The following is a 21431-nucleotide window of genomic DNA, read 5'->3' as shown; positions in this document are numbered from 1 at the left end:
TAATAATTATCATTATCAATATTACATAAGGGGCGAGTAGATCATGTCACGAAGGTTTAAGGGTTTGGGAATGGTGCTGTTGGCACTAAGTTTGGTGCTTTCGGCCTGTTCCGGTTCTTCTGATAAAGAAGTGGAAGCTTCAGCAAAAACGGCAGAGAAAAATGAGACGAAAGTTGTTCGGGATCAGTTTGGAGAGGTGACGATTCCTATGAATCCTCAAAATATGCTTGTACTAGATTCCATCTATGCCGAGTACTTGATCGAGATGGGCGTTACACCGCAGATGGTTATATTTGTTCCGGAGATTGAGCCGGAATATCGTGCGTCTTATTTTGAGGAACACGGGGTCCAAATGATTGAAGCGGAACAATATCAATATAATTATGAACAATTGCTGACGTTGTCACCAGATATAATTGTTACCGCAGGCGTAGGTATGGAGCAAGGCGTATATGATGAACTATCCAAGATTGCTCCAACGGTGGCTCTGGATTCCAACAGTGAAATGCAGATTGCCATGCCGAAGCTGGCTGCCGTCTTTGACAAGACAGAGGAATCTGCCAAAGTGCTGGCTGAATTTGATGAGAAGGCGAAGCAGGCACAGGAGAAAATTTCTCAAGCCATCGGCGGCAAAACCGTGCTGGTTCTTCGAGTAGAGCACAATCGTTACCGTTTCATGGGTCCCAAAGGAGGAAGCAGCAGTGTCTTTTTCTATGATACTTTGGGTCTGAACAGCCCTGAAGTCATCAAAGACTCTACCGATTGGTTTAGCCAGTTTTCCCTGGAATTTTTGCCGGAAATGAACCCGGATTATATATTTCTAGAAGACAGGACGCTGAAAGGCTATGATACGAAGGAATCCATGGATAACCTGAAAGAAAGCAAAGTGTGGGCGAGCTTGAACGCCGTGAAAGACAATCATGTCTTTCCGCTGAAAACGAGTGATTTTGTAACAGGTGTGGGCCCTATTGGGTCGGCCAAGTTGTTGGATTATGTCGTTGAAAAGTTGGTGCTCTAGATGAATACTGAAGCAGAGCAGCAATTGGACATTTACGATATAACGATTGTTGGTGGCGGACCGGCAGGAATGTATGCTGCATTTTACAGCGGGATGAGAGCCATGCGTACCAAAATCATTGAAGCCAAAGAGGAATTGGGCGGATTTATGCGCACGTACCCGGAGAAACTGGTCTGGGATGTAGGTGGAGTTGATCCGATTCGTTGTGAGAAATTGATTGATTCCCTGGAAAGACAGGCAAGAACCTTCGATCCAACCATTGTATTCGGCCAGGAAATTGCTCAGATGGAACGACGCGATGATCAAGTATTTGTACTCACCTCAAAGACAGGAGAGCGTCATTACACGCGTACGATTTTGTTATGTGCAGGCAGAGGCATGACGCAGGTTCAGAAGCTGGATATTGAAGGCGCAAATCGGTATGAGCTGACGAATCTACACTATACCATTACGGATCTGTCCAGATTCAAGGATAAACGTGTGCTGATCTCGGGAGGCGGGGATTCCGCAATAGATTGGGCGAATGAAATGGAGGGATTGGCGCGGGAGGTCATTGTGGTGCACAGACGCCAGGAGTTTACGGCACATGAGCTGCCTGTTGCCCAGATGAAAGCTTTTGCCCAAGTCTTGACTCCTTACAGCATCTCGCGCTTATACGGTACAGGAGACAAAATAGGCCGCGTCGAACTTGCCCATGTAGACAATGGGGAGATCATGCCAATTGAAGTGGATGAAGTGGTTGTAAGTCATGGATACGATCGTGATTTCGGTAACCTGGTCCATTGGGGACTGGAACGTGAAGATTACGGTATCTCGGTTGATCCGCGAATGTGCACAAGTCAGCCGGGAATCTTCGGAGCAGGTGATTTTATTACCTATGGAAGTAAAGTTCGTCTGATTGCTGGTGCATTTAATGATGCCGTACTCGCAGTGAATAGTGCCAAGCTCTATCTGGAGCCGACCGCTTCCGATATGGCAGGAGTATCGTCCCATAATGCAAGGTTCTTTGAGAAAAACAAAGCCATTTCTACCCTGTAAATCAGCATGTTAGAACGTGAAGTAACAGTAAGAAGCCCGACCGGTATTGAATTTCTCGAACATGTGTCGGGCTTTTTTTATTAAAACTTCCAATCTCAACTAACCAATAAGTTACCCCTGTGGTTCCTGAAATAATTCAATATATGTCATAAGTTCCTTCACGCCTGCAAATTGTAGGGACAGTTGGCTGTTAAGCTTTTGCAGAGCCAGTTGGAAGGCATTATTAATCTGTGTATAATCCTGCGTGCCGACAGTGTTCAGAAGCTCTTTCATATGTTCAATGTAGTAGACGGATTTTCTTAAACTGCTAATGACCAATATCTTTCTTAACTCGGCTCGGGTATACATTCGATAACCGTTGTTAGGGTCTCTTTCCGAGCAAATCAAGCCTTCGGTTTCCCAATGCCTGATAGCAGAAGTGTTGACCCGGGCTGCTTCGGCAGCTTTTCCAATCGTCATCGCCTCCGTCGTTCCAACCTTTCGATCGTTAGCAAAATCCACCTGTTGCACCATCTTCCATATGTCTTCCATTCGTTGCTTCTCCAGTTGGCTGTTGTACAGCTGTTGGTTTATAAGCCAGAGGGCATCGATTGTATCACCCTGTTTTACTTTTCTCATAACCTCATATGCAACGGGAATCTCATACCCTTTCAATAATAAACGAATGGCGACAAACGCCTGAAGATGAACAGGGGTATAGTACCTGTGATTGCTGGCGGTCCGTGGAACGTCAGGAATCAGGTTCTCCTTTTCATACCGTCGCAGTGTAGTTGAACTTACATTCAGCATTGTGGCAATCTGCCCAGGTGTATATGTTCGGTTCATGTTTCTTCTCCTCATGCTTCAAGTAGAACCTTCAAGTGCTACACTAACATACAACTCGCCAAAGTCCATATTTTATCCACATTTTATAATGAAAACCGAAAGGTTGCATCCATGTTATACACTGAGGATATCAACAGTAAAGGAATGATTCAATTGCAGAAAATGATTACATTGTTAAATGGCTCGCAGCTTGAAGTGGGTCTGACGGGAGCGCAAGATCGTAGTGTCATCATGCTGCCCATAGCCAAAAAGTCCGTAACTGGACAAGAAGCTGAAACCCTAAAGTTATGGGGTGTTGATCCTGAATTGGGTGCAAAGTTTATCGACGGACTTTCCGATGAATTTCAGATCCTGCATTTTGATTATGAAGGCCACTATATGGCACATCCCCATCCGGAACATTTTACGCCCGAATATATCGCTCAGGATTTGTTACGAATTGCGGATCAGATGAATGTGAATCGATTTAGTTATTATGGATACTCCTGGCTGGCTCTCGTTGGACTGCAGTTAGCCCTGCGGACTGACCGAATGGAAAGTCTCATTATGGGAGGATTCCCGCCATACGAGGGGCCGTATGAGGAAATGAGAGTAGTGACCACAAAGACATATGAGGGAGCATTGAAGCAGTATGAAGAAACGGGAGAAATACACTCAGCAGAAACTCTAATGAAAGCTGAAGAATTGAGTCCGGATCAATTGGATTGGGACAACTTGGAGTTAAAGATCGATCCGGCTCAAACGAAACAATTTGCGACCTTGTATCAAGGTTTAATTGATTTCGATGATCAACGTATTCAAACTCAGTTGAATATCCCCAGATTGGCTTTTGCAGGAGAGAGAGATACGATTGTGTATGGTGAGAAATTTGGCAGTGTGACGGTGGATATCGCTGGACGATTGCAAAAGCATAAATCCGTTCTTGAAAACCTCGGCTGGACCGTCGAAATCATCAAGGGAGCGGATATGGATCACACCAAAGCCATGCAGCCCAGCACCGTTCTCCCTATTATCCATCCCTGGTTAAAAACTCATTTAAGCTCAGGATCGGCAAAAACAAGTTGATATTACTGTGTGATATCGTCTAAAGCTCTTTGTTTGCGCTGCTGATAATCCAGAATGGATTCGTATAACAATTGCTCATTGAAATCCGGCCACATCACATCCGTGAACCAGAGCTCGGAATAAGCGGCTTGCCATAATAGAAAATTGCTTAACCGTTTCTCCCCACTGGTTCGGATCAGCAGATCGGGGGCAGGATTGAGTCCGGTATACAAAAACTTTTCGAATTCCGCCTCGGAGATTTCCGAGGTTTCTTTGTTTTCTTCATTGTTTTCTACGATGTACGTTTTGATCGCTTGTACAATATCGTTTTTACCCCCATAATTCATCGCAAAATACACAGCCATCCCGCTGTTCGTTTGGGTTAGTTCCACCACTTTGCGCATCGCTTCCTGTGTTTCTTCTGGGAATTTTGAGATATCACCGATAAAATTAACTTTGATATTATTCCGATTCAGTTCCTGAACAGTTGTATCCTGTACAAATTCGACCACCAAACTAATGATGTAATCAACCTCTTCCTTGGGTCTTTTCCAGTTTTCCGTAGAGAAGGCGTACAGAGTGAGCGAAGCAATCCCGTTTTTGTGGCACATGCTTATCGTTTCCCGCATCGTCTGCATTCCTGCATAGTGCCCGGCACTTCGGGGCAGCCCTCTTCTTGTCGCCCATCTTCCATTTCCGTCCATCATAATAGCGATATGCTTCGGGATTAATCCGTTCCAGTCGATAGAATGGGGTGTATTCGGTTTTTCTTTATGTACACGGTACCACTTCATTGGAAATTCCTCCTGATCCTCAAGCTAGAATAAGTTAGACACGTATAATGGATTCAAATGTTCGAAATGATTTCCATAATTTATGGTTATTATATAGGATTGCACAGGGACAAGCCATGATAGGTTACTACATTAGTATCGTGCAGAACATGAGTCGACCATCGTATTCCAGGATTTTTTATATCAAAACCTTTACATTCCAGCCGTATGCGTTTATTCACTTAAATGTTGGTGTATTTTCCCTTATAATGAAATAAGAAGGATAAGGAGATGAGGACTTAATGAAAAAAGCCATTTGGATTATTGTCAGTTTTGTTGCTGTGATTGTACTGGGAACGTTCCTGATTGCAAACAATGTGGGGACAGAAGAGGCAGGTAACGCGGAAGCACCCAATATTAAGAAATTAGTAGAAGATATCAGTACAGGCAAGGAGAAACCGGAATCGGCTTCCATTAATGCCACCCAGTTAATCGTCACGGATAAAGGTAACCAAACGACAACCTACGACTTGCCTGAAAAGGAGTTTTTCCTTTCCATTGCACCCTATGTGGATCAGACTCATCCTTGTGCAATTCATAGCCTGACCGGATGTCAGGGCGAAATGAAGAATAAGAAGTTCATTGTGACGATTCATGACTCTGAAGGGAATACGCTTATGAAGGATGCTGAGATGAAGGCCGGCTCCAACGGTTTTATGGATTTTTGGTTAGCCAGAGATAAGTCATACCTCATTCGTGTGGTGCATGACGGAAAGGTTGCAGAGACACAGTTATCTACATATGAAGAAGATAATACGTGCATCACAACGATGCAGTTGAGTTAAATCGTCGTACGGTGCATTCTAACATCATTTCAAAAGACTCGATGTGATCCAGGCCCGCCTTGAATGCGGGTTCTTTCATTTTTTTTCTGTTTATGCTGTGACAGGGAAGATATTGCAAAGAAAATAATAACTCTTTTGAATTGACAAAATCGCAATCCTACGGGATAATCCATTAGTGATAATGATAATTATTATCATATTAATACATATAAATAGGGGAGAAAAGAGATATGAAAAAAGGATTAAAAGGACTTTTGATCATGCTGGCGTTTGTGCTTGTCCTGGCAGGATGCGGTAAAGCCAATACTACTACAGATGCAAGTAAGGATGCTGATTCCGGAAGTGCTCCTGCAGAAGAGACAGCAGGCCCTGTGACGGTGAAGCATAAACGCGGAGAGCTGACGCTCGACAAGCCAGCAGAGCGTGTGGTTACGTTGGAATGGACATACACCGAAGATGTGGTTGCACTGGGCGTTCAACCAGTAGGTAATGCAGATAACGCCAATTACAAAGTCTATGTATCATCCGAAGCAGGTCTGGATGACAGTGTGACGGATATTGGAACCCGGAGTGAGCCGAATCTGGAAGCTATCGCTGCATTGAAACCGGATCTCATCATTGCCAATGCAGACAATAATACTGCGGTGTACGATCAGCTTAATGCAATTGCACCAACGATTGAATACGACCCGTATGATGGCGATGGCTATAATTATGACAAAATGACAGAGATCTTTAATAACATCGCAACTGCTCTGGGCAAAGAGGACAAAGCAAAGCAAGTACTGGATGAACTGGATCAGCATTATGCAGAAGCCAAAGAAAAATTGGCTGCTGCAGGTAAAGATAATTTCCACTTTGCTCTGACACAGGCATTCACGTATCAAAATGCGGCCAGTCTGCGCATGTTTACCGATAACTCGGTCGTGATTGGCACGTTGAACAAAATTGGTTTGGTTAACGATTGGCAACCAGAAAAATTAGAAGGTTATGGTTTCTCTACAGTGGGGATTGAATCCTTATCTGATGTAAAGGATAGTAACTTCATTTATATTACACAGCCAGACGATGATGTTTTTGGCACAGCAATGAAAGATAACTCGGTGTGGAACGGACTCAACTTTGTTAAGGAAAAACGCACATATCAACTGGATAGCACGACATGGACATTTGGTGGACCCGTTTCCTCCAAAGCATTGGTTGATGGCGTTGTTGAGGCGATTACCAAATGAGTTCGGTTCAGGCAACTAGGCCAGCAATGAACTGGCGCACAATAAGCATATATGGGGGCGGTCTATCCGCTCTCATCGTGCTTTTTTTTGTAAGCCTTTGTTATGGTGAGGCAGCCATTTCATTACATACCGTTTGGGACGCACTTACTGGCAGGCAGAATACTTTAGAGCACAATATGATTTGGGATTTGCGTATGCCACGTACGGTTATTGGTATTATTGCAGGAGGGGCTCTGGCTGTAGCGGGAGCGCTGTTACAGACGATTACTCGAAATCCGCTCGCGGCGTCAGACACGTTGGGCATTAATGCAGGAGCGTACTTTATCGTGGTGCTGGGAACCATTCTTTTTCCGGGCTTACTCAGTCAGTCACCTTTTCTATTTGCAGCTCTTGGTGGTCTGGTGGCAGCATTCGCAGCTTATTTTATGGGTGGCGGACGAAGATCCAGCCCGGTACGACTTGCATTGTCCGGTATGATTGTGTCCATGGTGCTTGGTTCATTTACAAGCGCACTGCATATTTTTTTCTCCATGGAAACGCAGGGGCTGTTTCTTTGGGGTTCAGGAACACTCGTCCAGAATGACTGGAGTGGCGTAGCTTATGCTTGGCCTTGGGTGATTGGTATTACCGTTATCGCGCTAATCCTGTCTAGACAGTGGGATATGCTGGAGCTGGATGAATCAACGGCGTCCTCATTGGGACAAAAGGTTGGACTCGCTCGTGCTGGCGGTTTGATTATTGCGGTATTGCTGGCTGCGGTGATTGTCAGTGTAATCGGGCCGATTGGCTTCGTGGGACTCGTGGCACCACATTTGGTTCGATTGAGTGGAGTACGCTCCAATCGATTGCTGCTGCCTGGTGTTTTTATATGGGGAGCGGCTCTCTTGGTTGGTGCGGATGTACTCGCCAAGATGGTGCATAACTCCAGTATGGAGCTGCCGACAGGGGCTGTAATGGCAATTATTGGTGCACCGTGGCTGATCTGGCTTGTAATCACACGCATGAAGGCAGCGAACGGGTCGGGCATGTCCACTTCGATGAGTACAGGAGCACCTTCACGTCGCTTTGCATTCGGCCCGATGGCTGTATTATTTTCGGTCATCACTGTAGTGCTGATCTTGCTCAGTACCATGTTTGGCGGTATGCGAATTCCGCTGGCTGATCTATTACCAAGTCTATTCCAATCAGATGGACTATTCTCCGCGTTGATTCAACTTCGAATTCCGCGTACGCTAGTTGCTGCAGGTGCGGGTGCTGCACTGGCGATCAGTGGTGTGCTCATTCAGATGGCGGTACGTAATCCGCTGGCGGATGCCTCAATTGTTGGTGTATCCTCTGGTGCTGGGCTTGGAGCAATGATGGTCATCATTTTGTTCCCAGGTCTACCAATTTATTTGCTGCCCATAGCGGCAATCATCGGTGCAGCCATCGCCGCAGTAGTTGTTTTCTCCCTCTCTTGGAAGAAAGGGCTGAACCCGTCTGCGGTTGTGTTGCTGGGAATTGCGATGTCTGCCATTGCAGGAGCAGGAATTCAGATTCTGATTGTACGTGGTGCGGTATACGGTAGTAGTGGATACATCTGGCTAACAGGAAGTACCTATGCTCGGACCTGGGATCAGGTTAAAATTATCGGCCTGTTTTTAATTATTCTGGTTCCGGTGGCTTGGTGGTTGGCTCGCAGATTTGAATTGTTGGTATTCGACGACAATAGCGCATCAGGACTTGGACTGAGCGTGCGTCGCACACGATTACTAGCGATGACGACAGGGGTGTTACTGGCAGCAGGGGCTGTTGCCTGTGTAGGGACTGTCGGCTTTATCGGTCTTATTGCACCCCATATGGTTCGCCTGCTCACGGGACACAAATTAAGACGATCGATGTTTTTATCCGCGTTGGCGGGGGCTGTCATGCTGGTGCTGGCCGATACGATCGGGAGAACGGTCATGGCGCCAACAGAGATTCCATCAGGAATACTCATTGCGATCATTGGTACACCGTATTTCCTGTATTTGATGTATCGTTCCAACTGGCGCAAGTCAATATAATATAATGATTTTAAATTCAGGAAGCCTGCCATCGAGCAGGCTTTTTATTACCCGTTTGTCCCGTATTTCTGATTTAGAAAGATACCCCTTTTATATACCCTGGCTGAAAATAATAAAAATCCCCCTGGTCCACAGTGTAGGACTTGGGGGATAACTCTAACAAGTAACGCTGAACTCTTATCGTGGTATAACGGAGTTGTTTTTTAAAATTCCACAGTTATCTACCGATTGGATCGCTTGCTGCAACGTCTCTTTATCCTGAACCAAAGCGAATCTCACATATCCTTCACCCGAAGGTCCGAAGGCACTCCCAGGCGTTACGATTACACCCGCTTGTGTAACCAGATCCATGGCAAATTGTTCTGAGGTATCGTAGTGGTCCGGAATCCGACTCCAGATGAACATGCTGGCTTCGGGTTTGGCAATATGCCAACCGAGGTTGCTGAATCCTTCGCAAAGAATATCTCTGCGCTCCTCGTAGATATCTCTGACCCGCTCAACTTCACTCTGATCCCCTGTGATTGCAGCAATGGCTGCCTTCTGAATCGGAAGAAACATGCCGTAATCCATGTTGGATTTCAGCTTTTTAAGCACAGATACCACATCCGGGTTCCCCACACAAAAGCCGATTCGTGCCCCAGCCAATCCATAGGTTTTGGATAACGAGTTGAATTCAATGCCGACATCCATCGCCCCGGGATAAGCAAGGAAACTACCGCACGTTTTCCCATCGAACACTAGCTCGCTGTATGCATTGTCATGAAGAACGATAATGTCATATTTCTTGGCAAAATCAATTAGATCCAGATAGAACTGATCGGGTGCCATTGCTGTCGTCGGATTGTTGGGATAGGATACAAGCATGAATTTTGCTTTGCGCGCAACAGCTTCAGGAATGTCCTGAAGTTGAATAACATATCCATGTTCTTCTTTTTGGGGCATATAATACAGTTCGGCTCCTGCAAGTAGAGGTCCATCAGCAAAGACTGGATAACAAGGATCGGGTACAAGGACTAAATCTCCTTCATCAACGATCGCCAAAGAAATATGGGCGAGTCCTTCCTGTGATCCAAGCAAGGAGCAAATTTGGGTTTTCGGGTTCAGTTCAACATGGTAACGGCGCTTGTACCATTCACTGACTGCTTGCAGCAATTCGCTCTGATCATTTACAGCATATGTATAGTTTGAAGCATCTGCTGCTGCCTCGCATAAAGCCGTCATGATATGTTGGGCAGGGGGAATATTGGGTGTGCCTACACTTAAATCGAATACAGGTTCTCCATTCTCCAGTCGTTGCCTCTTGATTTCCAGCAAACGTGTGAATATCCCCTCACTGAAATGTTCCATACGTTTAGCAAACTTCATGATGATTATCCTCCATCCTGATCTCCCCTTGGGGAATAACACTTGGGGGTATTATAGCAGAGTTTTCAGGTGATAAGTAACCACGGAATGTGTATTCGACTTCTCAATGTACTCTTCTTGATTTACAATTAAAGGAAAGCTAGACATGGATAAGTATCAGAGAATTGGAGGGTGACCAGTAATGAACGAACCGTGGGCCGCTTCGATGAGTGGAGTTCCCTGGAACGAGGATAAAATGGACAAGGCTATCGTACAACTGCGGAACAGGGCTACGATTAGCTTTGTTGTCGGGCTGGACGAGATGCATGATCTGCGAACACTGGATGAACATGTGTTTGCCAAACGACCCGATTTGATTTTAAATGTGTCCAATACAGATGTGAAGGGGCGGTATTCAGAAGAGTTTCTGGAGGCACTTGCTGGTTTAAAACATGTCACCGCTTTGCAGCTGGATCTCAAGCAAACACAAGATTTGAGTATATTGAGTGCGCTGCAAAAGATGGAGTTTCTGAACATTCGCTCACCCAAAAAGCAAAACCTGGACTTCATCCGGAATTACAAATACTTGAGTTACCTCGCACTTAGCGGGAAATTTCCCGATATCTCGCCGATTGAGGACTGCATTCGGTTGAGCACCCTCGTCCTAAACTGTGACATTGATCAGCTTGATTTTGTTGTAGACTTACCATTTATCGAGTATTTGGCTCTCGATCACTGTACATTGGCTGGTTCACTCGAAGTTCTGGCTGAATCGAATATCCGTATGCTGAGATTATCGTCCGTAAAGAATCTAACCGAGATCGATGCAGTAGGAGCATTACATCATCTGGTCTTTCTGCACCTTTCGCTACCCAAAATCGAGCGGTTGTGCGACTTCTCTCATTTGAAGAATCTGCGTCAGCTTGAACTGGATTTCATGAAGTCTCTGCAAGAGATTGAGAACCTGTGGACTGCGGATCAATTGGAGGTGCTGGAACTGAAAGAGATACATAAAGGGATCAAGGCTGAGGCATTCGAACGTTTGACTGAAATGCAAAGTTTACGACAGGTGGATTTTCGTTTTATTGATCATAGTAAAGGTCGGATTGCTAGTATGAGCAAACAAATGATTGAAGCGGGAAAAGGGCATCTGCTCTATGAACATATTCCTGAAGAACAGCGAATTCCTTCGATGGCTCTTGTACACCTGTCCAAAATTCTAATGTAAACTGACAGTACACCAGCGCCTGCTTCCGAGCGGACGCTGGTGTATTTACAATCTACGGTTCTTGCCCGCTCACATCTGGTTAGCCATGGCTGGAGGAGATGAATGGCTCATCACCCGCATGACGCTTGCGGTATTCTCCGGGGGTCAGCCCGTATCGACGCTTGAACATGCGGATGAACGAATTCACATTTTGATAGCCGACCTGTGTCGCAATGTCCTGAATTCGCAGATCTACATTCACAAGCAGTTCCTTGGCCCGCTCAACCCGCAGATTGTTCAGATATTCGCTGAAGTTGATGTTAGTCTTTTCCTTGAAAATACTGGAGAGGTACCCTGATGTTAAATTCAACTTGTCGGCGACGATATTCAAATTAATATCTTCCCCATAATGATGATCCAGGTAGTCCAGCACAAAGGTGATAACCGGATCACGCGTTTCCAGCTGGCTTCGTACTGCCGCAAGTACCGGTTGAGCCAACGCCTGAAGCCATTCCCTGTATTGCTGCATGGAATGGAAACCAGCAAATGCCTCTCCCGGAGGAGAAGAGCGAAGCTCGGATTCGATATTCGTCAAATTCAGCTTCATCACCGTCTTGCTGATCTGTTCGACTGCGCCGATTGCAAATGTGCGGAAGTCTTCTGCGGCTGCATCCTTGTGTTGCAGTTGCTCCAGCTGCCGATCCAACCAAGCGAATACGGCGTCTTCATTGCCGGACTGCAGCAGGTTGTGCAGTTCCTCCCCATAAGTGACCTTCACATGGAAGGCATTTGACGAAGAAGCACGCGGCTCCACAATAACTTGTGTCTCCCCATTCAGCCTGCGCTCTTTTAACAGCATGGACAGATTGCTGTACGCATCGGTAAACGGAATTTCTCCGGAATACACCGGACTTACCGCGATGGTCAGGTAAAGGGTTTCCTCGACAGCCAGCAACTCCTTCAGTGTATCGAGCGCTTGAAGAATACCACTCTGTGGACCTGGATCGAACAGCAGCAAGAGCAGTTGGTCCTGCTCGGGCTGAATGGCCACGCTATTGGTTTTGCTGCTGGTGAACAGGCTCTGAATTAGCTTCCATAATAACAGGGTATGCTGCCCGAATTCATCCGGCTGGGATTTGAAGCCCACCTTGAACAGAATGGAGACATAAGGCTGCTCGGCATGCTGGGCATCCTCAAGCTCCGCCAGATAGGAGCTGAGCGGTATATTCTTTACTTTATGGATATAAGCGTACTGGCGTACAAGAGAGTTCTTCTGCGCAAGGTCGCTTTGAATGTAACGGTTATTCTCCAGAATAGAGCTCAGGCGGTCGCCGATCATGGCGAATTCTTTTACACTGCTCCATTTGTCTGGTCCGCTGTCCGAATTTCGGTCCAGAGCGGCAATAAGGCGCTGGAGCGGCTGGTTTAATCTTATGCTGAAAAACAGGGAGGAGATCACGCTAATCAGCACAGCAGCGCCAAGCAGGAAAGCCAGCAGCAGCTGCATGCCCCGCATTTCCGCGGCGATTACTGCGGCCTGGGTGACCCGGACATAGGTAAATCCGGTTTGCTTACCTTTTTCATAGAAGTAATACTGATCCCCAATACGTTCATGTTTGCTTCCGTCTGCAGGTAGCTGCGAATTCTGCAGTTCCCCCTCCATCGTGGTAAAAAGCAGGCGTCCCTCGTTGTCCAGAATGTAGAACGGATTATTAGCGGCATCGCCATATGTGTCCTGCATGCGTTGTGGATCCAGCATAATAATGCCGTACACATCTTCGTAGGGAATAGCTTTCATCATGACCGGCATCAGTTGACCGAGAGAGCGGGATGAGTGAACGGTATTTTCCGTAAAAGCTGCGGCAGGCATTACTTTCAGGAACTGGTTGTTCATCGTTTGAGTTTTCCAGTAATCCGGGGGATATTCTTTACTATAATAATATTTACCGAACATATCGCTGGCACTGCTAAGACCTTCCTTCTCCAGTACATAGTCTTCTTGCTTGAAATAGAGAATGAAGTTGTCGATATGCAGAAAAGGATTGGCGTACAGCGTGGAGAGGTCCGACTTCACCTCTGCGGGAATATCGTAACGGCGGTTCTCCTTAATGTGGCTCAAAATGCCCAGATTGGCTGTCCAGGTATCCGATTGGGTGAGGGCCAGAATCATGTTCTGGGTCAGTCGGAAATGATTCTCATACCCTTCAACGGTCTGCGCAAGGCCGAGTTCATTTTGTCTGACCATCTCCTGATAGACCTTGTTGCTTAAGTACAGATGGGAGAACAGATTAAATGAAGCCAAAATCAGGATGACACTGAGGAAGCTCAGCATTAGCTTGACAAACAGTCCATTCAGCGCAAATTTGCTTGTAAGCAGTCCCTTCATTATGACATTCCCCCTTGAGTACAGCCTCGGACCGAGTGGCTAATCCTATCATAGCGGCATAAAGCTGACACAAACAATATACACTTTTACTGAATTATACGCGGATATCTGGAAAAAAGGAGTAAAGGCGAAAAGTTATATAACATGTAGATAGCGCTTTCCTTTTAGTAAATGGTATAATGTGGAGATGTACATTGGATTTACAAGGGAAGTTACCTCACATTCAAGTCAATTTACAATCTTCTAAGCAAGAGAGGGTGCGCCTCACTCCAAAGTGCTATGCTTCAAAAAGGACTTCCCCTGCTTAATGACAGGCGTTGAACAATATTTTCAGTGGAGGAATTGTAATGAAACGTGCTTACTTGTTATTAATGATTGTGCTTACCCTTAGCGCATGCGAACAGATTAATACTAGTACTAATGAAGATAACACTGCCGTAGTTGTAGGTGATACGAATGGGAAGGATTCTAAAAACACAGAAATTTCGCTGAGCACAAAAGGGGATTTATCAAAAGTTCCCACAGAATTTTTAGCTCAGAACGAAAGTGATCTATCTGCTGGGGATTCTGAAATGGCTTATAAAATGTGTGCAGAAGCTCTGTCTGGATATTATAAAGCGATTTGGAACGGCTCGGACATTGATTTGGATACTTATATCGATAACGAAAACCTTAAACAATATACGCAAAAAAAAGTTTCATCTCAATATGATTTATTTCTTAAGAACAAGCTTACATATAATCAGGTGACAGGCGTTGATATTGATGCTAGACAAGTAGAGTATGTTGGAGGGGATAAGAGTTTTTATTATTTGAAATTAGATGCACGTGTTCATAAGGATATAGGTAACTTTGCTGAAACTACTGAATTTCTTGTGCAAAATTTGAATGGAAAGTTAGTTATTGTTGATTGGTATACTAGTAGTAAGGATAGTTATGATTCCACTGTACGTGGAGAAATTCAGATTATTGACAATCCCGATATCTGGAATAACAGTGAATGGGTGAGCACAATGAACTGATTGAATTTTCCCGTAGCAATTAGATTGTTGTCTTCAATGGTTTAAACGGGCACATATTTTAAATATGTCTTCAAAGGGTACTCCTCGCATTTACAAGTACTAACCGCTGTCCCATATCACGTTTTTCAGTTGCGAAATCCGCTCTACATCTCTTCATCCGGTGAAGGGCGAAGATGCGGCCTTCTTACATCTGTTTTTCAGCGACAATCCGTGCAGTCTGCGCATTTGAGTAATGAAGTTTCGTTCATAATCGCTTTCGGTGGTTGGTTTGCTTTCATATGAGTAAACGTAAGCAACCTGATCGCCGGGCATTTCCACGTATCGCCACTTCCTTCTAGATTAAGTTGCTGATCTTGCTCTTTCCCAGGTGTGTGTAATTTCTTCACTTCTATAGTTGCCGTTTCCCGGTAGTTCACCCATCGAAGCCTTCCCTTTTTTCAAAGTGGGCAAAAGAGTGCAGCCCCCGGACATTGGAGTACATAATGTCAGGGTTGGCTGTCCAGTATCCGATGGAGTGAGGCTAAAATTGTGTTTTAGGACAGTCCCTTCATTATGACATTCCCCCTTGAGTACAGCCCTGGATCGAGTGGCTAATCCTATCATAGCGGCATAAATCTGACACAAACAATATACACTTTTACTGAATTATACGCGGATATCTGGAAAAAAGGAGTAAAGGCGAAAAGTTATATAACATGTAGATAGCGCTTTCTAAAGGTTTATAGCTATAATTCGAATACGAACCCCGGAATTCCAGGGTAAGTTAGCTGACATACAAGTCGAATTAACTCATCTGAGCAAGAGGGGGCATGCCGATGGCTGATGCTAGCGTAATGCAAAGCAAACCGCAAAAAGAAGCGCACCGGCCGCCTCGGCGGAAGTCGCGTTTGATCAGAACCTGGAACAGGAACAAGGCGCTATGGCTGCTATTCCTGCCATGCCTCCTGTATTATTTGATCTTCCGCTATGCGCCGATGTTTGGTCTGGTCATCACGTTCAAGGATTACAATCTGTTTAAAGGAATTTGGGCCAGTGATTGGGTGGGATTCAAATATTACCGGATGTTTCTGGAGAATCCTGATTTTTGGCCGCTGATGAAGAATACGTTTCTGCTGGGACTGTATAAGCTGGTGTTCGGCTTTCCAGCCCCAATCTTGCTGGCCATTCTGCTGAATGAGGTGCGAAGGGCAGCATTCAAGCGTTTTGTACAGACGGTCAGCTATCTGCCGCATTTCATCTCGAATGTAATCGTGGCGAGTATGGTGATTATGTTCCTGTCCCCAACCGGAGGGCTCATTAACAATTTGCTGGCAGGTATCGGCATTGGACCGATCAATTTCATGAATGAGCCCGGGCTGTTCCGGGGCATCTACGTCCTGTCGGAAATCTGGCAACATATCGGCTGGGAGACCATTATTTATCTGGCCGCGCTAACGGCCATCGATCCGCAGTTGTATGAAGCCGCAGATATGGACGGGGCAAGCCGATTGCGCAAAATCTGGCATGTCACACTACCCGGTATATCTCCCGCGATCGTCATTACACTGATTCTAAATATCGGCAAAGTGCTAGAAATCGGATTCGAGAAAGTCTTCCTGATGCAGAATCCGGCGATCTACGATACAGCGGATATTATCAGCACGTATGTTTACAGGGTGGGCATGGTACAGGGGAATTTCAGCTATGGTGCGTCCATTGATTTGTTCATGGGTGTCATCAGTCTGATTTTCATCTATACGGCCAACTGGCTCAGCCGCCGATTAAGTGAGACCAGTCTATGGTAGAAAGAGGTGTGGCGTGAACTCACTCCGATTTTCCTGGTTTAACGTTGTGGCATCGCTGATTCTCCTGTTCGTTGTGGTAGTCACACTCTATCCGTTCCTTCATATGCTGGCGGTTTCCCTCAGCAGCAACGTAAACGTCATCCAAAACAATATTTCCTTCTGGCCCAAGGGCTTTAATCTGAGCATGTACAAATTGGTGCTGGGCGATCCGCAAATCTGGACGGCTTACAGAAATACGATCATTTATACCGTGCTAGGCACACTGATCTCGCTAGTGGTTACCTCCACTGGAGCCTACGCATTGTCCAGAAAAGACATGGCACTGCGTAATAGCTTCACGGTCTTGATTGTCATTACGATGTTCTTCAGCGGCGGGATGATTCCGACCTTTCTGGTGGTCCGTTCCCTGAATCTGGTGGACACCGTATGGGGCATGGTTCTCCCGGGGGCAGTCAGCACCTGGAACCTCATTCTGATGCGCACGTTCTTCTCAGGCATCCCCAAAGAGCTGGAGGAATCGGGTCGAATGGATGGCCTAAACGATATTGGAATCTTCATACGTATTATTGTACCGTTGTCCAAGGCATCCTTTGCCACGATTGCCCTGTTCTATGCCGTGGGTATGTGGAACAACTTTATCTTTCCGCTGCTCTATCTACGGTCTCCCGATTTGTTTCCGCTCCAGGTGCTGCTGCGTAATCTCGTGTTGGCCGGCAGCGCAAGCTCAGGCGACGTAACATCCATTGGGGGTGATAACTTGGTGGTTGAGGAATCGCTTAAGTATGCGACCATTATGGTCTCAACGCTGCCAATTCTGGTCATCTATCCGTTCGTACAGAAGTATTTCGTCAAGGGAGCCATGGTTGGTGCTGTCAAAGGTTAAAGTGAGGCAAGAAATGCACTGCCAATTCAGATTAAGGGAGAGAAGCTTATGGGCAAATGGAAATCGGTAATACTTCCCCTGCTGATTGCAGTAACGATGGTGGCAGGGTGCAGCGGCGGCAAGGGTGCCGACCCCCAAACAGATACCAAGGGGAACAATACCGGAATAACCGATAACTCCACCGGGGCGGGAAAGACGTTTACGGCCCTGCTGGACAACAATGCCACTTTTCCTTATTCCAAGAGCTGGCCCATTTGGAGCTGGTTGAAGGAAAAGACGGGCGTCACGCTGGAAGTGCAGACACCTTCCGGCAAGCTGGATGAAAGCCTGAACCTGGCGATTGCCTCCAAAACGCTACCTGATCTGATGTATATGCCCAATCGCAAGGATTCGAATAAATTTGGTCAACAGGGCGCACTAGTGGATCTGATGCAGTATATGGACAGTATGCCGAATCTGAAGGCATGGATGAAGCAATATCCCGAGGAAGCGAAGGCTGCCCTGTCCGCCGACGGTCAAATGTATATGTTCCCCAATCAGGGCTTCGGCGAGACGAATCGTATGATCTGGATGTACCGCAAGGATGTTTTTGACAAGGAAGGCATTCAGGTTCCAACAACTTATGAAGAGTTGCATGCGGCGCTGAAGACGCTGAAGGAGAAATACCCGGACAGTTACCCGCTCTCGATTCGCTACGGTCAGATCCCGGATGAGATGAATGCCAATATGACGGTGAACTACGGAACGGGTGAGGGTGCCTACTATGATTTTGACCAGAAGCAATGGCGTTATGGACCGACTGAAGACAACTACAAGGCTATGGTAGGGATGTGGAAAAGTTTTTATGATGAAGGGTTGGTCCCGCCCGATTTCTTATCATTGCAAACCAAACAGTGGCAGGATATGGTCTCGACTGGAAAATCATTTGTAACCATTGATTATATCAGCCGGATTGACTTTTTCAATAATGCCATGCAGCCGGAGAATCCGGAGTTCAATATGCAGTTTCTGGCCCCTCCGGCAGGCATTTCAGGCGGCAAACAGCTGAATCCGTATTTTCATTATATGGAAGGCGGATTGACGGTGGCCTCGACCTCCAAGAACATTGATGATGTGATGAAGTACATGGACTTTTTCTATTCCGAGGAAGGACGTACGCTCAGCAGCTGGGGTGTAGAAGGAGAGACCTTTATAAAGGAAGGCGATACGATCAAGTTCAAGCCGGAGTATAACGATGTCATTGAAATGCGCAAGCAGACAGGGCTTCAGACCAGCGGGACCTATACCTGGATTGATTTCAACGCCCACTTGTCGCTGTTCTCGGACGATCTGAAGCATGCCTATGAAGAAGCGGTCAAATATGATCCTCCCGCAATGCAGCCAAGACCCGCTTTTACAGAAGTGGAAAATGAGGTCATATCCATTACCGGTCAAGCGATCAAGAAGCACCGTGACGAGAGCTTTGCCAAATTTGTTACGGGTTCCCGGAGTCTGGCGGATTGGGAGAAGTATGTAGAGGAAATCAACAATCTTGGGGTAGATAAGTTGCTGAACACCTATAAGGAAGCGTATGACCGTGTTCAGAATGTTCAGCTGAGCGCGAAATGAGCGAATGTACGTAAGGTACGGCACGGGAATCCTAGACCATTACAGAATGGCAAAAGGAGGCTTCGCTTATGAAAAAGCAGCATCTGCGTGTGTACTCCGGATTCAAACTGGGATTGTTTCTGTTGATTTGTATGATGACCATTGGAATAGCTGTCCCTGGCAAGGCAGAAGCGGCGGGTTCAATTTCACTGGACGCGCCTGCGGGCGGATATGTATCGGATGGAGGGCTGGTGGAAATTGGGGGCAGTTATACCGACCTGTATGACATTCGACTGTTTGTGGACGGAACGGCTCAATTCGAAGTGGTATTAAATGATCCGGATGGGGATGACAGCGGCACATGGTCTTATATGCTGGATACCTCAGCCTATAACGGGACTGTGGAACTGGTGGTTCGTGGACTGGATACGTCCACCCGTTACGGGGTGTGGGGAGCGCCTGCCACCCTTACCGTTAATAACCCGGCAGGTGCTGTTCCTGTAGTAACCATCACTGGACCATCTGAGGGCGTATCTCTTAGCGGCCAGGTGGAGATCTCTGTCGAGACCAGCTCTCCACTTCCGATCATGCTGGTAGAGGTTCGGGTGAACCGCGGGCCATGGGAGGAAGCTGTTCAGCAAGGTCCTGCATATGTATACACCTGGGACACGGCGGGACTTGGCGATCGCACGGTCAGTCTGGAGGCCAGAGCGGCCAGTGCACCGGAGCGTTATGGTTATAGCCCGACGGTGTATGCTCAGGTTGGAACCGGGACGCATGAGACTGCCGTACCTCTTCCTGTACAGGAGCGCGCTATGTGGATCTGGGAACCGGAAAGCTATAAGCTGCTGCTCAACCCTGGATCGCGCCAGGTGCTGGAGTCATTCATCACCGATACGCAGACATTCGGCCAAACACCGGTCCAGACGCTTTATCTTGCAGTAGGCGGTTATGCCGGATACGATGCACTGGAAGCGCAGGAAGTCGAGTTGCGTTCTTTCGTGAGTTGGGCGCACGGCAAAAATTTGCAGGTGCATGCGTTAATTGCAGGCGGCACTACGCCGGCCTATATGGGCGCTTACGAGAAATATCACCATCATGCTGTGCAGGAAATGGAGCAGGTGATCAATTACAATCTTGCAGCTGGGGATACGGAGAAGTTTGACGGCATCAATGTGGATATTGAGCCTTATATCTCTCCCGACTTTAAAGACCCAAGTCATTTCCTGCAGAAGGAATACCTGGTTGGCCTGCAAAAGATGATTGATCGCCGGGATACCGCAGGTATTTGGCTTCCGTTCGGTCCTGCTGTGCCCAAGTGGTATGACACTTCGGATCAAGCAGCGAATATTTCATGGAATGGCTCCAGCAAATGGATTTCTGAGCATGTTCAGGATATATCAGACTATATCTCCATTATGGATTACCGGGATACGGCGGATGGCTCCGCTGGCATTATTGCCGGGGCTGCTGGAGAGCTGGCTTACGCGGATCAGATCGGCAAGCCGAATTCCGTGGTGATTGGTGTGGAAACGCTGGATATCGCCAATAGCGGAGACCCGGAGACCATTACCTTCTGGGAGGAGGGGCGTATCCACATGGAAGCCGAGCTGGATAAGGTATATGCAGCTTACGGGCAGAGCAGCGCCTTTGGCGGTATTGCCGTCCATCACTATGATTCCTACCGGGCACTTCCTTCTTATTGGGGGCCGGGCGGTGTAGTTTGGACAGCGCCGGATGATCAGGAAGCTCCTTCCGCCCTTTCAGGGGTTCCTTCCATTGAGGCGACTGATTATCAGACTGTACATCTGAATTATGGAATGGCTTCGGATAACATGGAAGTGGAACGCTATGTGATATACCGAAGTACCGTGCAGGGGTTCACGCCTGTCGCTGCGGATATCGTTGGACTCGCCCGCGCCCTGAATTACCAGGACAAGGGACTGCTGCCGGATACGACATACTACTATCGTATTGCGGCCCGTGATTTGCGTGGTAATATCGGGCCTCTCACCGATGAAGTGTCGGCGACCACTGGTAGCACCCCATTGAAGCCACTGATTGTAACGGACATGAATCTGGTTTATGGCGGATCAGGGGTATCTGTCACTCTGAAGGTCAGAGATTATGATACAGGCGCGGTACTTGCGGGGGCGAAAGTCGAGGGGAGATTTACTTATTCGGCGGGGCGTTACACCAGCGGGACAACCGGAGTGGATGGGAGCGTGACGCTTGTCTCGGAAGCGGTGGGACCGGGCAGACAGGTTGGTTTTGAACCTCGCAGAATCCGTTACAACGGCTATCACTACGCAGTAGGTCATGATTCGCCGCATACAACGCTGCTGATGTTGAATGTCAGCAACTGAACAAGTAGACGAGAAATGGCTTGAAGGAGGAG

Annotated in this window: 16 protein-coding genes; 12 read left to right on the top strand and 4 right to left on the bottom strand. The window is 46.9% G+C overall.

Annotated features, from left to right (window positions below):
• Positions 1 to 43 precede the first annotated feature (43 nt).
• Both CRO25_RS20920 and CRO25_RS20915 read left to right on the top strand, forming a co-directional pair.
• Positions 44 to 1018, top strand: a complete 975-nt coding sequence (locus CRO25_RS20920; RefSeq protein ID WP_079696288.1) for an ABC transporter substrate-binding protein — start codon at positions 44 to 46, stop codon at positions 1016 to 1018.
• Complete coding sequence (locus tag CRO25_RS20915) at positions 1019 to 2056, top strand: NAD(P)/FAD-dependent oxidoreductase (protein WP_063565413.1); 1038 nt, start codon at positions 1019 to 1021, stop codon at positions 2054 to 2056.
• A 111-nt stretch (positions 2057 to 2167) separates the two neighbouring features.
• On the opposite strand, the gene CRO25_RS20910 is transcribed toward CRO25_RS20915, so the two are convergent.
• Positions 2168 to 2881, bottom strand: coding sequence for a MerR family transcriptional regulator (locus CRO25_RS20910; protein ID WP_079696287.1), 714 nt, complete (start codon positions 2879 to 2881; stop codon positions 2168 to 2170).
• A gap of 111 nt (positions 2882 to 2992) precedes the next feature.
• On the opposite strand from CRO25_RS20910, the gene CRO25_RS20905 reads away from it, so the two are divergent.
• Positions 2993 to 3946, top strand: a complete 954-nt coding sequence (locus CRO25_RS20905; RefSeq protein WP_256863714.1) for an alpha/beta fold hydrolase — start codon at positions 2993 to 2995, stop codon at positions 3944 to 3946.
• Between the two features lie 2 nt (positions 3947 to 3948).
• On the opposite strand, the gene CRO25_RS20900 is transcribed toward CRO25_RS20905, so the two are convergent.
• Positions 3949 to 4719, bottom strand: a complete 771-nt coding sequence (locus tag CRO25_RS20900; RefSeq protein WP_079696286.1) for an isoprenyl transferase — start codon at positions 4717 to 4719, stop codon at positions 3949 to 3951.
• Between the two features lie 281 nt (positions 4720 to 5000).
• Between CRO25_RS20900 and CRO25_RS20895 the strand changes: the two genes are divergently transcribed.
• From CRO25_RS20895 to CRO25_RS20885, 3 genes are all read left to right on the top strand, one after another.
• Complete coding sequence (locus CRO25_RS20895) at positions 5001 to 5543, top strand: CueP family metal-binding protein (protein WP_079696285.1); 543 nt, start codon at positions 5001 to 5003, stop codon at positions 5541 to 5543.
• A 230-nt stretch (positions 5544 to 5773) separates the two neighbouring features.
• On the top strand, positions 5774 to 6775 hold the full coding sequence (locus CRO25_RS20890; protein WP_079696284.1) for an ABC transporter substrate-binding protein: 1002 nt from the start codon (positions 5774 to 5776) through the stop codon (positions 6773 to 6775).
• Positions 6772 to 8820, top strand: coding sequence for an iron ABC transporter permease (locus CRO25_RS20885; RefSeq protein WP_079696283.1), 2049 nt, complete (start codon positions 6772 to 6774; stop codon positions 8818 to 8820). Before CRO25_RS20890 ends, CRO25_RS20885 begins: the two co-directional genes overlap by 4 nt.
• Before the next feature lie 177 nt (positions 8821 to 8997).
• On the opposite strand, the gene CRO25_RS20880 is transcribed toward CRO25_RS20885, so the two are convergent.
• On the bottom strand, positions 8998 to 10185 hold the full coding sequence (locus CRO25_RS20880; protein ID WP_079696282.1) for an aminotransferase class I/II-fold pyridoxal phosphate-dependent enzyme: 1188 nt from the start codon (positions 10183 to 10185) through the stop codon (positions 8998 to 9000).
• Positions 10186 to 10366: 181 nt separating this feature from the next.
• Here CRO25_RS20880 and CRO25_RS20875 point away from each other — a divergent pair, with 181 nt between their 5' ends.
• Positions 10367 to 11392 carry a hypothetical protein gene (locus CRO25_RS20875; protein WP_079696281.1) on the top strand — a complete coding sequence of 342 codons (1026 nt, stop codon included), beginning with the start codon at positions 10367 to 10369 and terminating at the stop codon, positions 11390 to 11392.
• A 79-nt stretch (positions 11393 to 11471) separates the two neighbouring features.
• Here the strand turns inward: CRO25_RS20875 and CRO25_RS20870 are convergent, their stop codons facing one another.
• The gene (locus tag CRO25_RS20870) at positions 11472 to 13757 is read right to left on the bottom strand and encodes a helix-turn-helix domain-containing protein (protein WP_079696280.1); all 2286 of its coding nucleotides are present in this window, start codon (positions 13755 to 13757) and stop codon (positions 11472 to 11474) included.
• A gap of 347 nt (positions 13758 to 14104) precedes the next feature.
• On the opposite strand from CRO25_RS20870, the gene CRO25_RS20865 reads away from it, so the two are divergent.
• From CRO25_RS20865 to CRO25_RS20840, 5 genes are all read left to right on the top strand, one after another.
• Positions 14105 to 14779, top strand: coding sequence for a hypothetical protein (locus tag CRO25_RS20865; RefSeq protein WP_079696279.1), 675 nt, complete (start codon positions 14105 to 14107; stop codon positions 14777 to 14779).
• An 815-nt stretch (positions 14780 to 15594) separates the two neighbouring features.
• Positions 15595 to 16563 carry a sugar ABC transporter permease gene (locus CRO25_RS20855; RefSeq protein WP_079696277.1) on the top strand — a complete coding sequence of 323 codons (969 nt, stop codon included), beginning with the start codon at positions 15595 to 15597 and terminating at the stop codon, positions 16561 to 16563.
• Between the two features lie 13 nt (positions 16564 to 16576).
• Positions 16577 to 17446: a carbohydrate ABC transporter permease gene (locus tag CRO25_RS20850; RefSeq protein WP_072734581.1), complete on the top strand. Its 870-nt coding sequence runs from the start codon at positions 16577 to 16579 to the stop codon at positions 17444 to 17446.
• Between the two features lie 48 nt (positions 17447 to 17494).
• Positions 17495 to 19054 (top strand): extracellular solute-binding protein, encoded by a 1560-nt coding sequence (locus tag CRO25_RS20845; RefSeq protein WP_079696276.1) that lies wholly within the window; start codon positions 17495 to 17497, stop codon positions 19052 to 19054.
• A 68-nt stretch (positions 19055 to 19122) separates the two neighbouring features.
• Positions 19123 to 21399, top strand: coding sequence for an Ig-like domain-containing protein (locus tag CRO25_RS20840; protein WP_079696275.1), 2277 nt, complete (start codon positions 19123 to 19125; stop codon positions 21397 to 21399).
• The last annotated feature ends 32 nt before the right edge of the window (positions 21400 to 21431 follow it).

Origin of the sequence: Paenibacillus sp. RU5M (assembly GCF_900221055.1) — a bacterium.
Taxonomy (GTDB): Bacteria; Bacillota; Bacilli; order Paenibacillales; family Paenibacillaceae; genus Paenibacillus; species Paenibacillus marchantiae.
Note: the sequence above shows the minus strand (reverse complement) of the source record. Positions and strands in the feature narration are given on the sequence as shown.